Origin of the sequence: Micromonospora sp. NPDC000089, from assembly GCF_042899365.1 — a bacterium.
Classification (GTDB): Bacteria; Actinomycetota; Actinomycetes; order Mycobacteriales; family Micromonosporaceae; genus Micromonospora.
The window spans coordinates 126,680-149,311 of sequence record NZ_JBIAZT010000009.1; the positions used below are offsets into that span (position 1 = coordinate 126,680).

Annotated in this window: 21 protein-coding genes and 1 pseudogene; 5 read left to right on the forward strand and 17 right to left on the reverse strand. The window is 75.4% G+C overall.

The genetic code is table 11. The annotated features are described in order from the left end of the window. Positions 1 to 117: 117 nt before the first annotated feature. Entirely contained in the window at positions 118 to 1,680 is a 1,563-nt protein-coding gene (locus tag ACFY3U_RS18280; protein WP_387202626.1) for a class I adenylate-forming enzyme family protein, read from the forward strand. After that, positions 1,677 to 2,903: an MFS transporter gene (locus ACFY3U_RS18285; protein ID WP_387202629.1), complete on the forward strand. Its 1,227-nt coding sequence runs from the start codon at positions 1,677 to 1,679 to the stop codon at positions 2,901 to 2,903. Before ACFY3U_RS18280 ends, ACFY3U_RS18285 begins: the two co-directional genes overlap by 4 nt. Positions 2,904 to 2,920: 17 nt before the next feature. Here ACFY3U_RS18285 and ACFY3U_RS18290 read toward each other — a convergent pair whose 3' ends face one another. Next, positions 2,921 to 3,262: a hypothetical protein gene (locus ACFY3U_RS18290; protein ID WP_387202632.1), complete on the reverse strand. Its 342-nt coding sequence runs from the start codon at positions 3,260 to 3,262 to the stop codon at positions 2,921 to 2,923. A gap of 188 nt (positions 3,263 to 3,450) precedes the next feature. On the opposite strand from ACFY3U_RS18290, the gene ACFY3U_RS18295 reads away from it, so the two are divergent. Beyond that, positions 3,451 to 4,440, forward strand: a complete 990-nt coding sequence (locus tag ACFY3U_RS18295; protein WP_387202634.1) for an exo-alpha-sialidase — start codon at positions 3,451 to 3,453, stop codon at positions 4,438 to 4,440. A 42-nt stretch (positions 4,441 to 4,482) separates the two neighbouring features. Beyond that, entirely contained in the window at positions 4,483 to 5,187 is a 705-nt protein-coding gene (locus ACFY3U_RS18300) for an SGNH/GDSL hydrolase family protein (RefSeq protein WP_387202637.1), read from the forward strand. A 451-nt stretch (positions 5,188 to 5,638) separates the two neighbouring features. On the opposite strand, the gene ACFY3U_RS18305 is transcribed toward ACFY3U_RS18300, so the two are convergent. The 12 genes and pseudogenes from ACFY3U_RS18305 to ACFY3U_RS18360 all read right to left on the reverse strand — a co-directional run bounded on the left by ACFY3U_RS18305 (position 5,639) and on the right by ACFY3U_RS18360 (position 17,037). Next, positions 5,639 to 6,994, reverse strand: a complete 1,356-nt coding sequence (locus ACFY3U_RS18305) for a hypothetical protein (RefSeq protein ID WP_387203024.1) — start codon at positions 6,992 to 6,994, stop codon at positions 5,639 to 5,641. Between the two features lie 2 nt (positions 6,995 to 6,996). After that, positions 6,997 to 7,968 carry an alpha-ketoacid dehydrogenase subunit beta gene (locus ACFY3U_RS18310; protein WP_387202640.1) on the reverse strand — a complete coding sequence of 324 codons (972 nt, stop codon included), beginning with the start codon at positions 7,966 to 7,968 and terminating at the stop codon, positions 6,997 to 6,999. Next, positions 7,965 to 8,936 carry a thiamine pyrophosphate-dependent dehydrogenase E1 component subunit alpha gene (locus ACFY3U_RS18315; RefSeq protein WP_387202643.1) on the reverse strand — a complete coding sequence of 324 codons (972 nt, stop codon included), beginning with the start codon at positions 8,934 to 8,936 and terminating at the stop codon, positions 7,965 to 7,967. Before ACFY3U_RS18315 ends, ACFY3U_RS18310 begins: the two co-directional genes overlap by 4 nt. Further along, positions 8,933 to 9,730, reverse strand: a complete 798-nt coding sequence (locus ACFY3U_RS18320; RefSeq protein WP_387202646.1) for a DUF3050 domain-containing protein — start codon at positions 9,728 to 9,730, stop codon at positions 8,933 to 8,935. The genes ACFY3U_RS18315 and ACFY3U_RS18320 overlap by 4 nt, the downstream gene beginning before the upstream one ends. A gap of 3 nt (positions 9,731 to 9,733) precedes the next feature. Beyond that, positions 9,734 to 10,663 carry a phytanoyl-CoA dioxygenase family protein gene (locus ACFY3U_RS18325; RefSeq protein WP_387202649.1) on the reverse strand — a complete coding sequence of 310 codons (930 nt, stop codon included), beginning with the start codon at positions 10,661 to 10,663 and terminating at the stop codon, positions 9,734 to 9,736. A gap of 114 nt (positions 10,664 to 10,777) precedes the next feature. Next, a complete protein-coding gene (gene hppD, locus ACFY3U_RS18330; protein ID WP_387202652.1) occupies positions 10,778 to 11,866 on the reverse strand; it encodes a 4-hydroxyphenylpyruvate dioxygenase in 1,089 nt (362 codons plus the stop codon). 140 nt (positions 11,867 to 12,006) lie between these two features. After that, positions 12,007 to 13,233: pseudogene (locus tag ACFY3U_RS18335) on the reverse strand (beta-ketoacyl-[acyl-carrier-protein] synthase family protein); the annotation flags it as partial. Then, positions 13,230 to 14,843, reverse strand: coding sequence for a class I adenylate-forming enzyme family protein (locus ACFY3U_RS18340; RefSeq protein ID WP_387202655.1), 1,614 nt, complete (start codon positions 14,841 to 14,843; stop codon positions 13,230 to 13,232). The pseudogene ACFY3U_RS18335 and the gene ACFY3U_RS18340, both read right to left, overlap by 4 nt. Next, positions 14,840 to 15,385 carry a hypothetical protein gene (locus ACFY3U_RS18345; RefSeq protein ID WP_387202658.1) on the reverse strand — a complete coding sequence of 182 codons (546 nt, stop codon included), beginning with the start codon at positions 15,383 to 15,385 and terminating at the stop codon, positions 14,840 to 14,842. The genes ACFY3U_RS18340 and ACFY3U_RS18345 overlap by 4 nt, the downstream gene beginning before the upstream one ends. After that, entirely contained in the window at positions 15,382 to 16,533 is a 1,152-nt protein-coding gene (locus tag ACFY3U_RS18350) for a beta-ketoacyl-[acyl-carrier-protein] synthase family protein (protein ID WP_387202661.1), read from the reverse strand. Before ACFY3U_RS18350 ends, ACFY3U_RS18345 begins: the two co-directional genes overlap by 4 nt. Next, positions 16,526 to 16,771 (reverse strand): acyl carrier protein, encoded by a 246-nt coding sequence (locus tag ACFY3U_RS18355; RefSeq protein ID WP_387202664.1) that lies wholly within the window; start codon positions 16,769 to 16,771, stop codon positions 16,526 to 16,528. Before ACFY3U_RS18355 ends, ACFY3U_RS18350 begins: the two co-directional genes overlap by 8 nt. Continuing rightward, positions 16,771 to 17,037 carry an acyl carrier protein gene (locus ACFY3U_RS18360; RefSeq protein ID WP_387202667.1) on the reverse strand — a complete coding sequence of 89 codons (267 nt, stop codon included), beginning with the start codon at positions 17,035 to 17,037 and terminating at the stop codon, positions 16,771 to 16,773. Before ACFY3U_RS18360 ends, ACFY3U_RS18355 begins: the two co-directional genes overlap by 1 nt. Positions 17,038 to 17,054: 17 nt before the next feature. Between ACFY3U_RS18360 and ACFY3U_RS18365 the strand changes: the two genes are divergently transcribed. Next, positions 17,055 to 17,783, forward strand: coding sequence for a 4'-phosphopantetheinyl transferase family protein (locus ACFY3U_RS18365; protein ID WP_387202670.1), 729 nt, complete (start codon positions 17,055 to 17,057; stop codon positions 17,781 to 17,783). On the opposite strand, the gene ACFY3U_RS18370 is transcribed toward ACFY3U_RS18365, so the two are convergent. From ACFY3U_RS18370 to ACFY3U_RS18385, 4 genes are all read right to left on the reverse strand, one after another. Then, a complete protein-coding gene (locus ACFY3U_RS18370) occupies positions 17,681 to 19,072 on the reverse strand; it encodes a class I adenylate-forming enzyme family protein (RefSeq protein WP_387202673.1) in 1,392 nt (463 codons plus the stop codon). The two genes, ACFY3U_RS18365 and ACFY3U_RS18370, sit on opposite strands and share 103 nt — an antisense overlap. Before the next feature lie 543 nt (positions 19,073 to 19,615). Beyond that, entirely contained in the window at positions 19,616 to 19,936 is a 321-nt protein-coding gene (locus ACFY3U_RS18375) for a DMT family transporter (protein WP_387202676.1), read from the reverse strand. A 23-nt stretch (positions 19,937 to 19,959) separates the two neighbouring features. Then, the gene (locus ACFY3U_RS18380; protein ID WP_387203027.1) at positions 19,960 to 21,228 is read right to left on the reverse strand and encodes a beta-ketoacyl synthase N-terminal-like domain-containing protein; all 1,269 of its coding nucleotides are present in this window, start codon (positions 21,226 to 21,228) and stop codon (positions 19,960 to 19,962) included. Between the two features lie 83 nt (positions 21,229 to 21,311). Further along, entirely contained in the window at positions 21,312 to 22,580 is a 1,269-nt protein-coding gene (locus tag ACFY3U_RS18385; protein WP_387202679.1) for a beta-ketoacyl-[acyl-carrier-protein] synthase family protein, read from the reverse strand. Positions 22,581 to 22,632: the final 52 nt, after the last annotated feature.

Genomic DNA, 22,632 nt, shown 5'->3' on the forward strand with positions numbered 1-22,632 from the left:
CGGTCGCCACCGCGCGCACCCCGTCCCGCTCCAGGCCTGCTGAGCTGCCCGGACGTCCACCGGCGGTCGTCGCGGCGCCCCGCCGACCCGCCACCGCATCGACCTGGGGGCTGCGCGATGACCGACGGTGCCGACCGATCCACCAGCTACGTGCACGAGGCGCTGGCCCTGTTCGCCGGCTTCGGCGACCGGGAGGCGCTGGTCGGCGACGGCCGCCGGCTCAGCTATGCCGAGGTCGCCGCCCAGGTGCGCGGCCTGGCCGCCGCGCTGACCATCCACGGGGTACGCCCCGGCGCGGCCGTGCTGGTGATGCTCGGCAACCGGGTCGAGGGGCCGCTGCTGCAGCTCGCCCTGCACCTGCTGGGTTGCCGGAGCATGTGGATCGCCCCGGTGACCTCCCGCCGGGAGATGGCCGAGTTCGCCCGGCTGGCCCGGCCCGAGGTCTTCGTGCACCACGCCGCCGACGCACTCGACGCGGAGCTGGCCGGCGCGCTGCCCGGGGTGCCGGTGCTGCGGCTGGGCGCGGAGCTCGTCCCCGTCGCGCCGGTGGCGCTGCCTGACCGGGTGCCCGCGCCGGAGTCGTTCCTGCAGACCAGCGGCACCACCGGCACCCCGAAGCTGGTGCACCACCGGGAGAGCTTCTACCGGCAGGTGCTGGCCCTGGCCGCCGGGCTGCGCGGCGCCGGCATCCCGCTGCTGCGGCACCTGTCGTACTCGCCGATGTGGCTGGCCAGCGGCCAGATCACCACGCTGGTCAACCTGTTCACCGGCGGGGTGCTCTTCCTGCGCCAGCAGTGGGACCCGGCGCAGTTCGTCCGGACCGTGGACGCCGAGCGGCTCACCTCCACCTTCGTCACCCCGCCGATGCTCTACGAGGTGCTCGACCACCCGGCGCTGGACGGCGCCGACTTCTCCGCCATGTTCATGTTCAACGTGGGCGCCGGGCCCGCCGCGCCCGCCCGGCTGCGCCAGGCGATCGCCCGCTTCGGCCCGTGCCTGCGGATCGTGTACGGCCTCAGCGAAGCGGTGGTGATCTGCGCCCAGCCCGGGCTGACCGAGGACCCGGAACACCCGGAACGGCTGCGCTCCTGCGGCCGGCCCTACGGGGACGTGACCGTCGAGATCCGCGACGCCGATGGTCGGGTGCTGCCGGCCGGCGCGGACGGTGAGGTGTGGGTGCGCACCAACCTCAGCTTCGTCGGCTACCACGGGCAGCCGGAGCTGACCGCCGAGACGCTGGTCGACGGCTGGGTCCGCACCCGGGACATCGGCCACCTGGACGCGGACGGCTACCTCTACCTGGTGGACCGGATGCAGGACCGGATCCTCACCCGGGCGCGCAGCTGGCCGATCTACTCCCGCCCGATCGAGGACGTCCTCGCCGGCCATCCGGGCGTACGCGCCGCCGCGGTGATCGGGGTGCCCGACCCGGCGGCCGGTGAGCTGCCGTACGCCTTCGTGGTGCCGGCGCCCGGCGCGACGGTGACCGCCGACGAGTTGATCGCGCTGGTCACCGCCGAGCTGAGCGACACCTGGGCGCCCGGTGGGGTGGAGTTCGTCGACCGGCTGCCGCTGAACCGGTCGGCCAAGGTGGACAAGAACGCCCTGCGGGACCGCTGGGCGGCCGCCCATCCGTCGACGGAGGAGGTCGCCGGCACGGTGATCGGCGGCCGGGGATGAACCCGCGTCGGGAGCTGTACACCCTGGTCGGCGCCGACCTGATCTCGAACGTGGGCACCCGGATCTCGGTGGTGGCCATCCCCTGGCTGGTGCTGGAGACCACCGGCAGCCCGACGAAGATGGGGCTGGTCGCGGCGGCGGAGACCCTGCCGTACCTGCTGTCCAGCGCGTTGGCCACCCCGTGGGCGGACCGGTTCGGGGTGCGGCGCACCTCGGTGGTGGCGGACGCGGGTAGCGCGGCGGTGGTGGCGCTGGTGGCCTTGGCGCCGTGGCTGGGCTTCGGCGCGCTGGTCGCGCTGGTGGCGGTGGCCGGCGGACTGCGCGGCATCGGCGACCGGGTCAAGCACGTGCTGTTCCGCCCGGCCGCCCAGCGGGCCGGCGTGTCGCTGATCCGGCTGACCTCGGCGTACGACGGGCTGAGCCGGGGCGTGACCCTGTTCGGGGCGGTGCTCGGCGGGCTGCTGATCGACTGGGTCGGGGTGACCCGGGCGATCGGGATCGACGCGGCGACCTTCGCGGTCTGCGCGCTGCTGGTCGGCGTGCTGGTGCACCCGCCGGCGGTGACGGAGCCGGCGCCCCGGGAGAGCTACCTGCGGGCGCTGCGCGGCGGCTTCGGCTACCTGCGCACCGACCGGACGCTGCTGACCATGCTGGTGGTGGTCTCGGTGCTGAACATGGTCGCCAACGCGAGCGTCGCCGTCTACATCCCGCTCTGGGTGGCGGAGGTGTTCGGCGACCCGGCCGGCTTCGGCCTGGTGCTGGGGGTCTTCTCCGGGGGCGCGCTGCTCGGCAACCTGATCTTCACGCTGGCCGGGCCCCGGCTGCCCCGCCGGCTCACCTTCGCCGTCGGGGTGGCGGCCAGCGGCACCCCCCGGCTGCTGGCGCTGGCGCTCAGCGACAACCTGGCGGTGGTGCTCGGCGTCACATTCCTGTCCGGGGTGGCGATCGCCGCGGTGAACCCGCTGCTCGGGGCGGCCCTCTACGAGCGGGTGCCGGAGGCGTTGCAGACCCGGGTGCTGGGCATCGCCGGCTCGGTGGCGTTCCTCGGGCTGCCGGTCGGCGCGCTGCTCGGCGGCTGGTCGGTGGCCGCGCTGGGGCTGGCGCCGGCGCTCTGGGCGATGTCCGCCCTCTGCCTGCTGCTGACCGTGCCGCCGCTCCTGCTCGGCGCCATGCGCCCCGACCGGAGGGCGGCACCCGAGCCGGCCACCGCCCCGGTGGGCTGAGGGTCAGGCACCCGCCTTCAGGACGGTCGGCGGCTCGTCGCGGCGCGCCGAGCGACCAACAGGCCGTCCCGGGCCGGGCCGGGCAGCCAGGTGCCGGGGTGGCGGAGCTCCGCGGCCAGCCGGCCGGCGTCGACCGGCACGCCGGACTCCCAGGCGGACGGCCAGGTGCGGAAGCGGCGCACCTCGACCAGCCCGTCGGCCACCAGGTCGGTCAGGGCCGGGGCGAGGGCGTCGTGCGGTGCCGCCCAGCGCCCCGCGGCGCGCGGCCAGGCGTCCGCGAGCTCGGGCAGCGGCGCGTCCCCCGCGCAGGCGCGCAGCACGAGGTCCGCCGGCGAGGTCAGGCTGGTGGGACGCGGCATCCGTCCAGTTTGTCGTGCGGCGTGCTCCGGCTCCGCACCGCCCCCCCCCGACCGAGCGGATCCGCGGGGCCCGACGCCGGGGCGGCAGCAGGGCCGGCGCTACCATCGGGGCCGCACGAGGTCAGCTTTTTCCGCCGAGGGCGCCGCAGGTGACGGGCGTGTTCGCCGACCGGAGGAGAACAACCGCGATGACGTCGACACCGACCAGCGCAGCGGCGACCGGGGCCCGGGTACGCGCGGCCCGGCGGATCTGGGACGAGGCGCCGCACAACGCCTTCACCGACCTGGTCCGCCACCGGGACACCTGGTTCTGCGCGTTCCGGGAGGGCGGGACCCACATCTCGGACGACGGGGCGATCCGGGTGCTGAGCTCGCCCGACGGCCGGAACTGGACGTCGGCGGCGCGGCTGGCCACCGCCGCGGCAGACCTGCGCGACCCGCGCTTCGTGTCCCGCCCCGACGGGCGCCTGCAGTTGCTCGCCGCCGCGGCCACCGGTGATGTCCCGAAGGGCCAGCAGACCTTCACCACGGTCACCTGGCTCTCCGCCGACGGACACGACTGGGGTGAGCCCACCCCGGTGGGCGAGCCCGACATGTGGGTGTGGCAGGCCGCCTGGCAGGACGACGCGCTGTACGGCGTCGGCTACGCCACCCACGACCCCCGCCTCGCGCGGCTCTACCGCAGCACGGACGGGCTGCACCTGACGCCGTGGGTGCCCACCCTCTTCGCCGAGGGCTACCCCAACGAGTCGGGCCTGGCCTTCGCGCCCGACGGCACGGCGTACTGCCTGCTGCGGCGGGACGGCAGCCCGCAGACCGAGCACCTCGGCCGGGGCGAGGGGGCGACCGCGCAGCTGGGCCGGTCCCGCCCGCCGTACCGGGAGTGGAGCTGGACCGACCTGGGCGTCCGGGTCGGTGGCCCGGCGCTGCGCCGGCTGCCCGACGGCCGGCTGATTGCCGGGGTACGACTGCACGACGGCGGCGTCCGGACGGCGGTCTGCGAGCTCGACCCCGAGGAGGGCACACTGACCGAGCTGGTCACGCTCCCCTCCGGCGGGGACACCAGCTACCCCGGGCTGGCCTGGCACGACGGGCTGCTGTGGGTCAGCTACTACTCCTCACACGAGGAGCGGACCAGCATCTACCTGGCCGAGGTGGAGCTCGACCCCCGCCCCTGAGCGCCCCTGGCCGGGCCGGCGGCGGTCGGCTACCGTGCCGGCATGGCATCGACGCTGACCGAAGCGAGCGACCCGCACTGCCTGCGCCCCGGGGAGAGCGCCGAGCTGCTGCGCGGGCACCCGTGGCGGCGGTTCGTGGTGCTCGGCGACAGCGTCGCGGAGGGCCTGTGCGAGCCGGCCGCCGGCTACCCCGAGGTGCAGTGGGCGGACCGGATCGCCGCCGAGCTGGCCGCGGCGCGCCCGGGGCTGGCGTACCTCAATCTGGGCCGGCGCGGGCTGCGGGCGCACGAGGTGCGCGCGGCCCAGCTGGACGCGGCGCTGGCGTTCGCCCCCGACCTGGCGCTGGTGGTGTGCGGCGGCAACGACGCGTTCCGCCCGTCGTTCGACCCCGACGCGGTGGACGCCGAGCTGGCCGCCATGGTCACGGCGCTCCGGACGGCCGGTGCGGACATCATCACGGTGGGCATGTTCGACGTCTCGCACAGCCCGGCCGTGCCCGAGTCGCTGCGCGCCGGGCTCGGCGAACGGATGCGGCTGCTGTCGTGCCACACCGGCCGGCTGGCCGCCCGGCTGGGCACCCTGCACGTGCAGCTCACCGAGCATCCCGCGGTCGCGGACCCCTCGCTGTACAGCGCGGACGGGCGGCACGGCAGCGCGCGCAGCGACGCGATCGCCACCGCCGAGACGCTCCGCCGCCTCGGCGCCCACCTGACCGCGCGCCGTGGCACCCCCCGCGTCGACGGGTAAGGAGCCGCCCCGGGCATGTCGCCGACCGCCCCCTCGCCGGCAGGCGCACCACCCTCCAACGCCCCCGCGGACGCGCCACCCCGCACGCCCGGGCCCCACGCCGGGCGCAACCCGCCCCCCACGCCCGGCCGGCGGGCGCAACCCGCCGCGACCGCCCCGTGCCGCCGACGGCTCGGGGACGTCGCCCCGACGCGGCGGCGCGGCGCGGGCCGGACGCCATACCTCCTCGAGCGATATGACTGAGCGGCATAATTATGCCGCTCAGTCATATCGCTGACGTGCCTATGTCGCTCCGTCGAGGTCACTCTGCGTCATCGGAGACCGCCATGAGCCCTGTCGTCGGCGACATGCCGGTCGGCACCGTGCGGTTCCCCGCTCGTCACCGCCGCGTCGCCCGTGCGCGGGACGACCTGCGGCTGGCCGTGCGCGGCGATGGCGCCGGTCCGGCGGTTCAGTCGGTGAGCAGGACGCCGGTGAGCAGGACGCCGCGGGCCAGGTTGAGCACCTCGTCGCAGCCCGGGTAGCCGACCCGGGCCAGCGCCCCGGAGCCGGCGCGGCCGAAGAGGTACGGGGCGAGGCTGTACGGGACCTCGGCGGTGACCGTCTCGCCGGTCTCGATCTGCACGAAGTCCATCGCCACCCGGTCGGCGGACATGTACCGCTGCAGGATGTTGCCGCCGCGTTCGACCGCGGCACGCAGCCCGTCGCCCCAGTCGGACGGGCTCATCTCCCGGCCGATCAGCACGCCGTGGCCAGCCGAGCCGTCGGCCGGCTTGGCGACCAGGTCGCGCTGGTCGGCGAGGGCCCGGTCGAGCACGTCGGGGGTGAGCGCGACGGTGTGCGGGACGTACCGGCGGATCAGCGCCTGGTCGGCCTCGGGCAGGTCGTCGAGGTCCGCCCAGAGCCAGGCAAAGTTGATCTTGTTGCCGAGCAGCCAGGCCGCCGCGCTGACGAACATCGGCAGGGTGCCGGCCGCCAGCGCCCCGGCCACCGCGTCCAGGCCGGCGCTCGGGGTGACCCGGTTGGGCACGAAGAGCCGGAACAGCGCATCCACCGGCGCGCCGCCCACCACCAGCCGTCGGTCGTCGTCCAGTCGGGCGGTGGCCACCGGCGCGATCACCAGGTCGATGCCGAAGTCGCGGGCCCGCACCGCGAGCGGGTCGAGGATCCGGATGAACGTCTCCGGGTCGTCCAGCCCGGGATACTCGGCGTCGAAGTCCATCAGCAGCGCCACCCGGGCCCCGTCGGCCAGCCCGAGACTCTCCTTGATCGCCACGAACCGCTGGTCCAGCAGGGACGGCGCGGGGCGCACCGCGAGGCCGTCGAGCAGGCCCTGGTCACGGTAGAGCGCGGCGTACCGGTAGATCACCGTGTCGGCGTCGAACCCGCCGCCCAGGCTGCTGTCGATGTTGTACTCGACGAACCGGGGCACCCCGCCGGAGATCAGCACGTCCGGGCGGTACGCGGCGAGCAGCCCCTCGTGCAGTGGCTCGTCCTCGTCCAGCAGCCGGGTCTCCCCCACCGGCACGCCGAGCAGCCGGCGCAGCTCGCCGGCGGTGCCCGCCCGCCGCCGGCAGGCCTCCAGGATCAGCTGGGCCAGCCGGTCGCAGACCTCGTTGAGCTCGCGGAACGCGTCCGCGGTGAGCACCGGGGGCCGGGCCAGCCGCCACTGCTTGTTGTACGTCGCCCGGCCGTGGAAGACCTGCTCCCAGGCGGCGGCGCCACTGGCCACCATCGCCGTACGGGCGGTCTCGGTCAGGTCGGCCCACGCCTGGCCGGCCGGCGGCCACGCATAGTTCGGGTCCATGGTCATCCGTCCTTCATGGTCAGTTGGATGGCGGCGGTGAGCTGGTCCCGGCCGGGCTGCACGGCCCGGTCCAGCGCGGCGGCGAAGGGCAGCACCGCGCCGTCCGGGCGGGTCACCCGGCGGGGCGGGGCGGCCAGCGACACCCGTTCCAGCACGCTGGCGATGATCTCGGCGGCGATGCCGCAGGAACGGTTGGCGTCGTCCACGACCACCAGCCGGCGGGTCCGCGACACCGACTCCAGCAGCCCGTCGAGGTCGAACGGGTAGACGGTGCGCGGGTCGAAGACCTCCACCGACACCTGGTCGGCCAGCTCCTGCGCGACGCCGAGCGCGTCGTGCACCAGGTGCCCGATCGCCACCACCGTCACGTCCTCGCCGCGCCGGCGGACGATCCCCCGCCCGAGCGGCACCGGGGCCAGCGCGCTCAGGTCCACGTCCTCACGCACGTCCAGCGCCCCGGCCGGGGCGAAGACCACCACCGGGTCGTCGTGCCGGATCGCCGAGACCAGCAGCCCGTACGCGTCGGTCGGGGTGGCCGGGACCGCGGTGACGATCCCGACGTGCGCGAAGAGCGGGTACGGGTGGTCGGAGTGCTGCCCCGCCCAGCCGGTGCGGGAGCCCGAGCCGGGCACCAGGTAGGTGACCGGCGCCGCGCACTGCCCCCCGGTCATCAGCGGGAACTTGTGCGCGTGGTTGACGATCTGCTCGAAGACCAGGAACAGCAGCGACGGGATCTGGAACTCGATCACCGGTCGCAGCCCGGCCAGCGCCGCCCCGGTGGCGAAGCTGGTGAACGCCTGCTCGGACAGCGGGGTGTCGATCACCCGCTCCGGCCCGAAGCGCTTGAGCAGGCCGGAGGTGACGTTCGAGGCGGCCACCCGGATGTCCTCGCCGAGCAGGAACACGTTGTCGTCCCGGGCCAGCTCGTCGGCGAGCGCCCGGGTCAGCGCCCGCCGGTACGACAGTCGGGTCATCCGGCACCTCCGGTCCGGGCGGTCAGCCCGCTGGCGTACAGGTGCGCCAGCGCGCCGGCCGGATCCGGCTCGGGGCTGGCCAGCGCGAACTCCACCGCCGCGGCGAGCACCGCCTCCACCTCGGCGTCCACCGCGGCCCGCGCGTCGGCGGGGAGCCGGTCGCCCTGGATGCGCACCGGATCCCGGGACCGACCGGTGGCCACCTCCTGCGGCGGGCGGTAGTCGAGGCGTACCCGATGTTCGAAGGTGTGGTGGGCGTCGAAGCGGTACGTGCGGGCCTCGACCAGCTCCGGGCCGCCGCCGGCGCGCATCCGCGTGACGGCGGCGGCCGCGGCGTCGCGTACCGCCTCGGGGTCCTGGCCGTCGACCACGGTGGCCGGCATGCCGAACGCGGCGGCCCGGCCGGGGATGGTGCCGGCCACCGCGCCGGCGACCGGCATGGTGGTGGCGTAGCCGTTGTTCTCGCACACGAAGAGCACCGGCACCCGCCAGAGCGCGGCCAGGTTGAACGCCTCCAGCAGCATCCCCTCGTTGACCGCGCCGTCGCCGAAGAAGGTCGCCCCCACCGTGTCGTCGCCGCGCCGCCGGCGCGCCCACACCGCCCCGGTGAGGATCGCGCCGGCGGCACCCACGATGGCGTTGGCGCCGAGCACCCCGACGGAGAAGTCCGCCGCGTGCATGGAGCCGCCCCGGCCCCGGTTCAGCCCGGTCTCCCGGCCGCACAGCTCGGCCATCATCCGGGCCGGGTCGGCGCCCTTGGCGAGCACGTGCCCGTGCCCGCGGTGGGTGCCGGTGACCAGGTCCGACCCGCGCAGCGCCGCGCACACCCCGGCGGCGATCCCCTCCTGACCGAGGTACGGGTGGATGCCGCCGACGATCGCGCCGGAGTCGACCAGCTCGACGGCCCGCTCCTCGAAGCGGCGGATCAGCCGGACCGTGCGGTAGAGCCGGACCTGGTCGTCGGTCACCGGTCGCGGCCCTCCTTCACCGCGGCGAGGATGTCGTCCCAGAGCCGGGCCCGGGCGGCCAGCGCCAGGTTGACCGTGTCGGCGCACTCCTGCCACTTCACGTCGTCGTCGCCGCAGAGGTCGGCGAGCATCTGCATGGCCATCGGGGTGTGCTGCTCGCCGTCCACCTCGATGTGCCGCTCCAGGTAGTCGACGAAGGTGTGCAGCCGCCGGCTGCGCTCGTTGACCGCGACGACCTGGGTGAACATGTCGGGGATCAGGTCCTCCCGACCGAACGCGAAGGCGGCGGCCTGGCAGTGCACCGGGGTGGACTCGATGATCCGCCAGGTGGTCGCGGCGAACCGGGCGCTCGGCGCGGGCACCCCGGCCTCGGCGAGCGCGTCGGTCACCGGGCGACCGGCGCGCAGCAGGTCGACCAGCTTCTCCACGGCCGTGGTGTCCGCGCCGGCCTCCTTCATCCCCTCGACGTAGAGCTCGAAGTGGCTGATGTAGCCCTCGCCGCGCTCGTCGGACTCCTCCACCATCACGATGTCGTTGATCAGGCGACGGCTGCCGGTCGGGCCGGTGGGGATCCACGGCACGGTCACGCAGGTGAGCTGCCGCTGCAACGACTTCAGCAGGGACATGAAGTCCCAGACCGCGAAGACGTGGTGCTCCATGAAGGTGACCAGCGCGTCGTGGGTGTCGAGGTTGGCGTAGAGCGGGTGCTTGACCACCACGTCACGGCGGTCGGTCACCGCCTTCTCCAGCCGCTCGATGCCCGGGTGGGTCTGTCCCCAGTCGTACCGTGACATTGTTCAGCCTTCCTGTGCGGCGCGGTCGCGCCAGATGACCGGGCAGTAGTCGGGGTCCGCGTAGTCCGGCCGCCCGTCGGGGGTGCGGCGGACCAGCACGTCGTGGTTGTACGCGGCGAGGGTGCCGTCCGACAGCGGAAACTCCCGCCAGGCGTTCGCGCCGTCCTGCAGGTGCAGCGAGATCGCCTGCCGGGGCCGGTCGCTGACGTTCGGGCCGCTGCCGTGGTAGGTGCGGCAGTGGTGGAAGGACATGTGTCCCTTCGGGATCACCATCGGGACCTTGCGGACCTCGGCCCCGTTGAACGCGGCGTTCTCGGCCAGCATCTGTTCCAGCTGGTCGCGGTCGCGCTCGGCGAAGTGCCGCACCACGGTGTCGTCCGCGCCGATCTCCTGCCACCGGTGCGAGCCGTCGACCATGGTGATGGTGCCCATCTCCTCGCCGCAGTCGTGGAACGGGATGAACGCGGTGAGCATGTCCTGCGATGACGAGGACGCCCAGTAGTGCTTGTCGAAGTGCCAGGGCACGATGTTCGACGGCTCGCCGGAGATCGGCGGCTTGTGGATCAGCGTGGACTGGAAGATCCGGATCTCGGTGGCCCGGGCCAGCCGGGCGGCGACCGCCCCGATCAGCGGCTTGCGCAGGATCGCGGCCAGCCCGTCGTGCTCGTGGTGGACGTAGTCGTTGTGCCGCTGCACCGGGCCCTTGGACGGGTCCCAGTAGGCCAGCTTGGGTGGGCGTACCGGCAGGTGGCGGTCCCGCTCGCCGGCGTAGTAGCGGTCGGTGGCCGCGACCAGGGCGTCCACCTCGTCGTCGGTGAGCAGCTTCTTCGACAGGTACCAGCCGTGCTCGGCGTAGTGCCGCACGTCCTCGTCGGACGGCAGCAGCGCCTCCTCCGCCGCGGTCAACGCCGGCTCGAACTCGGTCGCGGTCACCGTGCCTCCTTCGTTCCCGACTGCGGGGCTCGCAAAACCGGCTCACTCCTCGCGCTCACCGGGCCTCCTTCGTTCGCGACTGCGGGGCTCGCAAAACCGGCTCACTCCTCGCGCTCACCCGATCACCCCCTGAGGTACGGCCGCCGTGGCGGCCAGCTCGCGTTCCTTGGCCTCGTAGAGCGCCCTGATGTTGCCGCTGCCGAAGGTGCGCGCCCCGCGTCGCTCGATCAGCTCGAGGAAGAGGGTGCGGCGCAGGTGCACCGACTCGGTGAAGATCTGCAGCAGCTGACCGCCGTGGTCGGAGTCGACCAGGATGTTCAGCTCGCGCAGCCGCTGCAGCGGCGCGTCGACCCGACCGACCCGCTGCTCCAGCGTGTCGTAGTAGCTGCCGGGGGTGCCGGCGAAGCGCACCCCCCGCTCGCCGAGCGCGCCGACCGCGGCCACGATGTCGTCGGTGCGCAGGGCCAGGTGCTGCACCCCGGCCCCGTCGTGCTCGGCCAGGAACGCGTCGATCTGACCGGGCCGGCGGGCCGGGTCCGGCTCCAGCAGCACCAGGGTGACCCGCCCGCAGGGGCTCTGCACCACGGTGGATCTCATCCCCTGGCCGGCGACCTCGATGGCTTCGGTGAAGATCTGCCGGAAGCCGAAGACCCGCTCGTAGTGGCCGGTGGTCGCGTCGAGCTGCCCGGGCGGCACGCACACCGCCAGGTGGTCGATCTCGGCCAGCAGCGCCGGGTCGTCGCCGGTGGGGCCGGCGCCGGTGAGCGCACCGGGCAGGAACGCCGAGGCGTCGCCGCGCCGCTGCACCAGCCGGTGCACCACGTCGCCGAAGCCGCCCACCTCGGCGGTCACCACCTCGGCGTCCGCCCCGGTCCAGGTCCGCGGGGGCGTCAGCCCGGTCGCGCCCCGGGACACCAGTTCCGCGTACGCCTCGGCGACGTCGCCCACCTCCAGCGCCACCACGGCGATCCCGTCGCCGTGCCGCCGCACGTACTCGGTGGCGGGATGCCCGGGCGCGATCCCGGTGGTGAGCAGCAGCCGGATGTCGCCCTGGGTGAGCAGCAGCGAGTGCTGCCCGGTCAGCCCGGTGTCCGGGCCGCCCTGCCCGCCCAGCCGGAAGCCGAGCGCGGTGCCGAAGTAGGAGGCCGCCTGTCTCGCGTCCGCCACGTAGAGTTCGATGTGGTCGATCCCACGGATGTCCATGCCCAGCCCTTTCCCATGTCCCCCCGTGTCTGCCGTCCGGGCGGGTCCCGCCCGGGGTGGTACGCCGGTCACCGCACCGCCGGCGCCGGGTCGCTCCGCTCGGTCCGCCCCTGCCCGTCGCCCCGCCCGGCCGGGTCGGTCCGGTCGGTGCGGCGCAGCAGCAGGCTGACGTTCTGGCCGCCGAAGCCGAACGAGTTGCTGAGCGCGAAGTCGGTCCGGGTGGCCCGGGGCTCGCCGCGGACGTGGTCCGCCGGGCAGTCCGGGTCCGGGTCGTCCAGGTGGTACGTCGGGGGCAGCAACCCCCGACCCAGCGCCAGCGCGCAGGCGGCCGCCTCCACCACGCCGGAGGCGCCGAGCAGGTGACCGGTGAGCGCCTTGGTGGAGCTGACCGGCACCGCCCCGACGCCGAACACCTCGGCCAGCGCGGTGGTCTCGGCGCTGTCGCCGAGCCTGGTGCCGGTGCCGTGCGCGTTGACGTAGCCGACGTCGGCGGCGGCCACTCCCCCGCCGGCGAGCGCGCGGCGCATGCACTCGGCCGCGCCGGCGCCGTCCGGGCGGGGCGCCGTCGCGTGGTACGCGTCGGTGGTGGCGCCGTACCCGGCCACCTCCGCGTAGGTCCGCGCGCCCCGGGCGGCGGCGTGCTCGGCGCGCTCCAGCACCAGCAGCGCCGCCCCCTCGGCCAACACGAAGCCGTTGCGCCGACGGTCGAACGGCCGGCTCGCCTCGGTCGGATCGTCCCAGCCGCGGGCCAGCGCCCGGGCGTTGGTGAAGGTGTCGGCGAAGGTGCCGAAGAGCGGCGCCTCGCTGGCCCCGCAGAGCACCACGTCGGCTTCACCGGCGCGGATCAGCCGGACCGCGTCGGCGATCGACTGGGCGCCGGAGGCGCAGGCGGTGCCCACCGAGGAGCTGTAGCCGCGGATGCCGTGGGTGATCGCGATCCGCGCGGACGGCATGTTCGGCAGGATTCCGGTGAGCAGGTACGGGCTGACCGCGGCCCGCCCCCGGGCGGCGCGGGCGAGCACCTGGCTCTCCAGGGTGGCCATGCCGCCCACCCCGCCGACGATCACGCCGATCCGGCCCGGGTCGACGTCCCGGCCCACCTCGATGCCGGCGTCGGCGAGCGCGTCGGCGGCGGTGAGCAGGGCGAGCAGCACGATCCGGTCGAGCACCTTGGTCTCCGGCCCGCTGGCGACGGTCCGCGGGTCGACCGGTGGCAGCAGCCCGGCGACCTCCAGCGAGTCCCGGGCGGGGTGCCCCTCGGGCGGCCGGGTGAGCCCGGACTTCCCGCCGGTCAACGCGTCGAAGGTGGCCTCCACCCCCCGCCCGACGGGGCTGAACAGCCCCATCCCGGTGATCACCGCGGTCATGACGGCGACTCGGTCAGGTACCGCTCGCGCAGCGCGACCTTGCGCACCTTGCCGGTGACGGTGACCGGGATGTCGTCGGAGCGCACCGGCACCACCCGGCGCAGGGTGGCGCCGACGTCGTCGCCGAGCGCGGCCCGCACCGCCTCGGTGCGGTCGAGCGCCGGGTCGGCGCCGGCGGCCAGCTCCAGCAGCACGTCGGTGACCACCTCGTCGCCGGTGCGCACGATCACCACGGTGCAGTCGGTGACGTCCGGGGAGGCGGCGAGGATCCGCTCCTCCGACAGCGCGGTGAACAGCCGCCGGCCGTCGGCGGTCTCCACCGAGTCCACCGCCCGGTCCAGGTGGTAGTAGCGCCCGTCGGCGTCGGCGTGCACCAGGTCGCCGGTGAGGTACCAGCCGCGCAGCCGGGACCGGTACGTGGTGACCGAGTCGTTCCAGTAGCCGCGGAACAGCGACGGCGAGTCGATGCCCAGCCAGCCGACCTCACCCGGGGGCAGCTGGTTGCCGTCCGGGTCGAGCACCGCCACCCGGGTGAACCGGTACGGGCGACCGACGCAGCGGCCGTACCGGTCGGTCTCGGTGGTGTGGGTGAGGTGGAACATCGAGTGCCCCATCTCGCTGGAGCCGAGCCCGTCGATGAAGACCGAGCCGGGCACCCGGGTGACGCCCTGGCGGGTCATCACGTCCCGGGAGCCGACCGCCACCAGCCGGCGGACGTGCGGCTCGTGCGAGGCGTCGCCGGTGTTGAACCACAGCCGCACCGACTCCAGGTCGTACCCGGACAGGTCGAAGCGGGCCAGCTCCGCCCAGGTGACGGAGAAGCCGAACACCCCGTCGGGGCGCCAGCGTTGGATCGCGTCCAGCACCCGCTCGCCGCCCTGGTCGGAGAGGAGGAACATCTCCGCCCGGTTGCCCAGCGCCTGGTTGACCATCAGCACGGTGGCGGTGTGCGGGGCGGGCAGCGCGTTGAGGATCCGCCGGGTGCCCTGTGCCTGCGGCATGGTGAGCAGGTGCCGGGTGGCGGCGAAGAGGCTGGCGTGCGAGTGCAGCACCGCCTTCGGCACGCCGGTGGTGCCGGAGGTGTGGGTGATCACGATCGGGTCGTCCGGGTGGTGCCGGTAGTGCGCCGGGGCCGCGGCCGGGTCGCCGCCGCCCGCCTCGGCGGGGGTGCCGAGCAGCGGCGCGCCCAGGTCGTGGCCGGCCAGCGCGGCGGTGTGCGCGGGGTCGGCGAGCACCCCGGCGGCGCGCAGCCGGCGGATGTACTCGGCGGCGATCTCCGGGCGCAGCCGGCCGTTCATCAGCGCGGGGATCGCGCCCAGCCGGGCCAGCGCCAGGAAGCTCAGCACCATGTCGGCGGCGTCGGTGGCCCAGACCGCGATCGGGTCGCGGGGTTTCACGCCGCGCGCGTGCAGCCAGGCCGCCCGGGCGGCGACCCGCTCGTCGAGCTGGCCCAGGGTGAGCGGATGTTCGGCCGGGTAGGTGTCGACCGGGGTGTCGAAGGTCAGCCCCGGCCCCCGCGGGTCGGCGCCGTGCGCCAGCACCCGGGCGAGCACGTTGCCGGCGCCCACCTCGTCGTCCGCGGCGAGCGCGCCGCGCAGTCCGGTCCTCATCGTGGTGTTCCTCCCCCCAGCAGCACCGCGGTGGCGCCGGTGGCGGCGCCGTCGGGTGCGGTGTCGATCAGGATCAGCAGCGCCTCGTCGGCGTCGCCGTCGTACAGCAGCAGCTCCGCCTCGGCGGTGCCGTCGGCGCGCGGGTCGCCGGTCGGGCTCAGGCAGACCACCGGGCCGTCGAGTCGGTGCCGCGCCGCGACGTGCCCGGCGACGCTGTTCGGCACCGACTGGAAGAAGAACAGCGGCCCGACTCGGCCACCCGCGCCGACCGTGGCCCGGACGTGCTCCGCGCTGGCCCGGTCGCCGACCGCGCTGACCAGCAGCACCGCGCACCGGGCGCCCTCGGGCGCCGGCCGGTTCCGCCGGTCGAGGCAGCGGCCGGCCACCGCCGCCGCCAGCGGGTGGAACGCCGAGTGCACGAACCCGGGCAGCGGTGGCGGCGGCCCGTCCCCCGGTTCCGGCCAGCGCGCCTCGGCGAGCACCGCGGCGCCGCCCGGGCGGCCCGGGACGGTCCCGGGCCCCGGGTCGCGTGGGGCGGTCACGACGCACCCACCAGCAGGGCGGTGTTCGCGCCGCCGAACGCGGCGTTGAGGCTGAGCGCGTACGGGGCGCCGACCGGCCGGGGCGCGTCGACGATCACGTCCAGCGGGCAGGCCTCGTCGGGGCCGAGGAAGCCGGCGTTGACCGGCAGCTTCCCGTGCCGCAGGGCCTGTGCGGTGACCACGAGCTCGAGCAGCCCGGAGGCCTCCAGCGCGTGCCCGTGCAGCGCCTTGGTGGAGCTGACCGGCGTCCGGTCGACCCGCTCGCCGAGCGCCAGCCGCAGCGCCGCCGCCTCGGCGGCGTCGCTCAGGCCGGTGCCGGTGGCGTTGGCGTTGACGTACCCGACCGCGTCGGCGCCGAGCCCGGCCCGGCGCAGCGCCGCGGTGACCGCGCGGGCCAGCCCGCGTCCGGCCGGGTCCGGTTGGCACGGGTGGTACGCGTCGCCGGCCCGGCCCCAACCGGCCACCACGGCCGGTGGCGTGCTGCCCCGCTCCCGGGCCGCCCGGGCGCTCTCCAGCACCACCGCGGCCACCCCGTCACCGAGCAGCAGGCCCTGCCGGCCGGCGCTGAACGGACGGACCGCGCCGTCGGCGGCGAGCGCCCGCCCGGCGTCGAAGAGCGCGAACTGGTCCGGCTCCACCAGGTAGCCGGCGGCGACCACCACCCGGTCGAGATCGCCCCGGCTGATCAGTGCGGCGGCGTCGGCGACCGCGGTGCTCGCCGAGACGCACGCGCTGGTGTAGACCCGGGTCGGGCCGCCCAGCCCGCAGCGCCGGGCCAGCGCGCCGGCGAGCGCCGGCACCTCCGGCTCGGCGGGTGCGCCGGTCGGCCGGTCGGCGCGGAAGCCGGTGGGCTGGGTGATCGGCCCGCCGTGGGTGGCCAGCAGCAGGGCCGAGCCGGCCCGCTCGGCGGCGGTCAGGCCGGCCGCCCGGCAGGCGGTGTCGACCGCGTCGGCCAGCTCGTCGGGGAGCGGGCCGACGTCGGGGAGGGTGGCGGCGACCCGGACCCGGCGGCCGGCGGTGTCGAACCGGGCCACCGGGCGGAACGCCGGCACCCCGGCGAGCACCCCGGCCAGCTGCGCCTCGGCGCCCCGGCCGAGGGCGCTGATCGCGTGCGCGCCGGTGATCGCGACGGGCGCCCGCTCAACCATCGGCGGGGCTGGCCAGGCCGCTGCGGAAGACCGCCAGGGCGTCGTCGACGGTACGGACACCGGCCAGCTCGTCGTCGGTGAGCTCCAACCGCCGCTCGTAACGCTGCTCGACCAGGTGCACCAGCCAGGCCAGCTCCATCGAGCCGACCCGGTGCGGCACCTGGTCGACGGGTTTCGCGGTCAGTTCGGCGAGCATGCTCACCAGGTCAGCTCGCCCCAGCTCGGGCCGACCGGCCATCAGCGGTCGACGCTGGTCGTGCCGGCGACCCGCTCGGCCACCAGGGTGGTGAACTCACCCACCGTCATCAGGGCCAGCTGCTCCGACTCGTCGTCGGCGAACTTCACGCCGTACCGGTCCTCGACCCGGACGGACAGGTCGGCCAGCGCGAGGGACTCCAGGTCCACCCCGGACGGGCCGAGGGTGGTCTGGTCGTCGATCCCCTCGACGTCGTAGTTCATGTCCTCGAGCTGCTCGATGACGAAGGCGCGGACCTCGTCTCGCATGGCGGTAACCTCTCTTCGTGGGCCGGCTACCGGCGTCCGGTCGGGACGCCGTGCACGTGTGGGTGGGCCGGTACGCCGGCGGTCGGCCGGCGTCGGCGCGGGGACTGCTGCGGCACGCCGGTGGCGCGCTGCTCGGCCGCCCGACGCGGGAGGTCGAGGTGGGTTGGGAACCCGACGGCCGGCCGTACGCCCGGGTCGGTGGCGCGGTCCTGCCGGTGAGCGTGAGTCACGGCGACGGGGTGCTGGTGGTCGCGGCCCGGCGCGCCGGGCCGGTCGGGGTGGACGTCGAGCGGCTCCGGCCGCTGCCCGCGCCGGCCCTGGCCGGGCGCTGGTACGCCCCGACCGAGGTGGACTGGCTGCGCGGCCGGCCGGCGGACCGGCGCGACGAGGCGTTCCTGCTGTTGTGGACGGCCAAGGAGGCGGTCGGCAAGGCGCTCGGCCGGGGGCTGCGCGACGGCGGGCTGCGCCGGGTGATGCCGGCGCCCGCCCCCGGGAGTCCGCTGCGCGCCCTGCCCGACGAGCCCCGGATCCGGGTCGGGCACCCGCCGGCCGGGACGGCGCTGGTGCTCGCCGTCGCGGTGCTCGACGCGGCCGGCGAGGTCGAGGTGCTGCTGCACCGGGCGCCGCTCGCGCAGTGGGCCGGTCACGGGGCGGCCGCCCGCAGGGCGGTGACCGAGCGGACCAGCTTGCCGGTGGTGGTGCGGGGCAGCCGGTCGAGCAGGTACAGGCTGCGGGGGCGCTTGTAGCCGGCCAGCCGCTCGGCGAGCAGCCGGTCCAGCGTCTCCTCGGTCAGCTCCCCGTCGGGCTGCACGAACGCGGTGATGCCGTCGTCGTAGACGACCACCGCGGCGCCCACGCCGGGCAGCCCGGCGAGGGTGGCCTCCACCTCGGTCAGGTCCACCTTCAGCCCGCCCACCGACACCTGGGAGTCCAGCCGCCCCTTGACGGTGACCAGGCCGGTGGCCGGGTCGACGGTGCCGGCGTCGCGGGTGTGCAGCCAGCCGTCGGCCCAGCGGGTGGGGTCGGCCGACCCGACGTAGGGCGAGGCGGGGCAGCTGACGTGCAGTTCGCCGTCGACCTCGCGGACCTCGATGCCGGGGGCGGGGGCGATGGACGGGCGGTGTCGCCCGTGCAGGTCGGTGCCGATCACCCCGACCTCGGTCATCCCGTACATGTTGCCCAGCGGGACGCCGAACCGGTCGGTGAAGGCCCGTGCGGTCGTGGCCGGCACCAGCTCGCCGCCGGTGGTCATCCGCTTGAACTGCGGCAGCGGCCCGTCCGCCCGGGTGGAGGCGAGCAGTCCGATGTGGAACGGCACGCCGAGCACGGTGGCCGGGGTGTCCTGGGCGGCGATGGCGGCCAGCACCGCGTCGCCGACCAGCCGCTGCGGCGGGACCAGCTCGACCCCGGCGTGCAGCCCGTAGAGCAGCCCGCCGACCAGGCCGAGCACGTGCACCATGGACGGCAGCAGGACGATCCGCTCGCCGGGCAGCGCCACCCCGTCGATCAACGTGTAGCGGTGCACCTCGGCGACCAGGTCGGCGGCGGTGCGGCCGATCACCTTGGACGGGCCGGTCGAGCCGGAGCTGAGCTGGATCACCGCGTGTCCGCTGGTGGCGGGGCGGTCGGCGTACCCGGTGACGCCCTCGGTGACGTCCAGGAAGACCCGCAGCGCGCCGCCGGTGGTGCGCACCGGGGCGACCACCACCTGCGGGGTGAGCCGGGTCAACGCCTGGTCCACCTCGTGGTCGGTGAGCCGGTGGTCGAGCAGGATCGCCTGGGCGCCGGTGCGCCAGGTGGCCAGCAGGTTCACCACGTACGCCAGCGACGGCGGCAGGCGCAGCGCGGCGGCCCCACCGGGGCGCAGCCCGGCGGCGCGCAGCCGCTCCTGCGCCTCGCCGACCAGCCGGCGCAGTAGGGCCCGGTCCACCGGCTCGGGCAGCCGCAGGCAGACGCCGGTCGGCGGGCCGGCGAGCAACACGTCGTCGACCCAGGACGGGTCCTGCGCAGTAAGGTCCTCCGTGGGACGAGCCATGGCCACTACCGTCCACCGCCCAGCATGAAAGAGGGCGAAACCCGCCCACAAGGTGCATCTTTCGGGGTGCTGCCGGAACCCTACGACGCCCGGAAGGCCATTGCTAGATGCAAATGGCTAGATCAGAAAGGGCGGCCGGTCGGATTGCCGCCGCTCGATCGGACGGGCAGGATCGGGCGCGTACGCCGGCTCCGTGACACCGCCGGCCGGCCCACCGCGCCCCGGCACCGACCGGCGACGCGGCGGCACCTCGCGCGCCCGCGTCCGAGCTGGATCGGGCGTCGTCCCGCGTCGTCGGCCCGTCCGATGGAGAACCGGCGCCGCCGGGAGGCGTACCGGAGCCGGGAACCGGGTACCGGAGGCGACACGGTGCGCCGGGAGCCTCCGGCCACCGCCCGCCGCTAGGGAGGCCCCGTGCGCTGGCTGCTGCTCCTGCTGATCGTGGTGCTCGTCGCCCTGTTCTTCGTGCTGCCCGCCCGCGCCCGCCGCGCCGGCCGGGCGCTGCGCCGGCGGGTCGACGACGAGCGCTGACACCCCGGCCGGCTAGTGCGCGCCGCCCAGGTTGAGCACCACCACGCCGGCGATGACCAGGCCGATGCCGAGCACCTTGGTCAGGCTGAGCGGCTCACCGAGGAACACCGCGCCGACCGCCACGATCGCCGCCGTGCCCAGGCCGGACCAGACCGCGTACGCGACGCCGACCGGGATGTCCCGCACCACCAGCGCGAGCAGCCCGAACGCGGTCAGGTACGCCACCACCAGGCCGACGGTCGGCCACAGCCGGGTGAAGCCGTCGGTGGCCCTGAGCAGGCTGGTGCCGGCCACCTCGGCGGCGATCGCGAGCAGCAGGAGCAGGTACGCCATGCCGGGAATTGTCCGGCACCGGCTCAGTCGATCGGGTCACCGGGCGACGGCGCGCCGCGCAGCACCAGGGCGCTGTTGAAGCCGTCGAAGCCGCGGGCGCCGACCAGCGCGACCCGGGCCCGCGGGCGCCGGGGCGTACGCAGGAAGTCCAGCTCGCAGCCGGGCGCCGGGTCGACCGGCCCGGCGGAGGCGGGCAGCGTGTCGTGGTGCAGGGCGAGCAGCGCGGTGGCCACGTCCAGCGCGGCGCCGCCCTGGTGGGCCCGGCCGGTCAGCGGCTTGTGGGTGCTCACCGGCGGCGGCCGGTCGCCGAAGACCGCGCGCAGCGCGGTCGCCTCGGCCCGGTCCTGGTGCGGCACGCCCAGCGCGTCGGGCACCACCAGGTCGACGTCGGCGGCGCTCACCCCGGACCGGTCCAGGGCCAGCCGCAGCGCCCGCGCGTAGTGCCGGGGGTCGGCCGCCTCGTCCGGCCCGGTGTGCACGGCGTCGTGGGTGGCGCCCCAGCCGGTCACCTCACCGTAGATCCGGGCGCCCCGGGCCAGCGCGTGGCCCAGCTCCTCCACCACGAAGACCGCGCCGCCCTCGGCCGGCACGTACCCGGTGGCCCGGCGGTCGAACGGCCGGTACGCCTGCGCCGGGTCGTCGATGTCGCTGAGCAGCCCGGAGCGCAGCTGGCAGGCGAGCGCGTACGGGCTCAACGGGCACTCGGTCGCGCCGGCCAGCACCACCGGGGTGCCGCGCCGGATGGTGCGTACCGCGTGGGCCAGGCTGTCCAGCCCGCCGGCGGACTCGGCGACCAGCACCCCGCTGGGCCCCTTGAACTGGTGGTGGATGGAGAGCTGCCCGACGCTGGCCGCGTAGAACCAGGCGATCGACTGGTACGCCCCGACCGTCCGGCTGGTGCCGCCCCAGAGCCGTTGCAGCTCCCGCTGGCCGAACAGGTTGCCCCCGGACGAGCTGGCCAGGGTGACCGCCCAGTCGTACGGGTCGGGCGCCCGGTCCGGCAGGCCGGCATCGGTCAGCGCCAGCCGGGTCGCGGCGAATCCAAGGTGGGTCCACCGGTCGGTCTGCACCAGCTGCCGGTTGTCGGCGTACCGGGCCGGGTCGAAGCCGGTCACCTCGCCGCCGATCCGGGTCGGGTAGCCGGCCGGGTCGAACAGGGTGATCGGGCCGGTGCGCCGGGCGCCCGCGAGCACGGTGCGCCAGTGCGCGTCCGCCCCGATCCCGCTGGGCGCGACCACGCCGATCCCGGTCACCACCGCCCGCGCCGTCGCCGGGCCGCCGTCGACGACCATCCTCGCGGCCGGGTCGCCGCCGGCGGAACGAGCACCGCCCGCGGGCCGCCGCGCCGGCTCCGCCGGGTCGTGCAGCGGGCCGGTCACCGGGTCGCCGCCAGCCGGCGGAACAGCATCGCGGACTGGAAGCCGCCGAAGCCGCTGCCCACCGAGAGCGCCACGTCGACCGGGGTCTCCCGGGCCACGTTGGGCACGTAGTCGAGGTCGCACTCCGGGTCCCGGGTGGTCCAGTTGGCGGTCGGCGGCACCACGCCGTACTCGATGGCCAGCGCGCAGGCGGCCATCTCGATCGAGCCGATCGCGCCGAGCGAGTGCCCGACCATCGACTTGATCGAGCTGACCGGCACCCGGTGGGCGTGCGCGCCGAGACTGCGCTTGAACGCGGCCGTCTCGTGCCGGTCGTTCTGCCGGGTGCCGGAGCCGTGCGCGCTGATGTACGACACGTCGGACGGGTCCAGCCGACCCTGGCGCAGCGCGGCGTCGATCGCCAACGCCATCTCCACCCCGTCGGGGCGCAGCCCGGTCATGTGGAAACCGTTGCTGCGGCTGGCGTACCCGGCCAGCTCGCAGTAGACGTGCGCGCCCCGGCGGCGGGCGTGCTCCCACTCCTCCAGCACCAGCACCGCGCCGCCCTCGGCGAGCACGAAGCCGTGCCGGTCGGCGTCGAACGGCCGGGAGGCGTGCGCCGGGTCGTCGTTGTCGGGGCTGGTCGCCTTGATCGCGTCGAACGAGGCGACGGTGACCGGGGAGATCGGCGAGTCGGCCGCGCCGGCCAGCACGATGTCCGCCTCGCCGTCGGTGATGAGCTGGTGGGCGTACCCGATGGCGTCGATGCCGGAGGTGCAGCCGGTGGAGATCACCTGGGCCGGCCCGTGCAGCCCGTGCCGGACGGCCACGTCGGCGGCCAGGCTGCTGGGCACCAGCGCCTGGTAGAGGTACGGCCCGCCGAGGGCGTGGTCGACCAGCCAGTTGCGGCCGGTGTCGCTGACCCGGACGTACTCCTGCTCCAGGGCCATGGTGCCGCCGACGGCGGTGCCGAGCACCACGCCGGTGACCTCCCGTTCGGCGTCGGTGAGGGTCAGGCCGCTGTCGGCCAGCGCCTCGATCGAGCAGGCCAGGGCGAACTGCACGTACCGGTCGGCGCGCTGCCGCTCGGCGAGGGTCAGCCCGGCCGCGTCCGGGTCGAAGTCGCACTCGGCGGCGATCTGCGACCGGAACGGCGCCGGGTCGAAGAAGCTGATCCGCCGGGTGGCCGTCCGCCCCTCGGTGAGGGTCTTCCAGAACCGGTCCCGGGTGGCGCCGCCCGGCGCCACCACCCCGATCCCGGTGACCACCGTCCGCCGCCTGGTCACAGCGCCGGCTTGGGTTCGCGACTGCGGGGCTCGCAACCCCGGCTCACTCCTC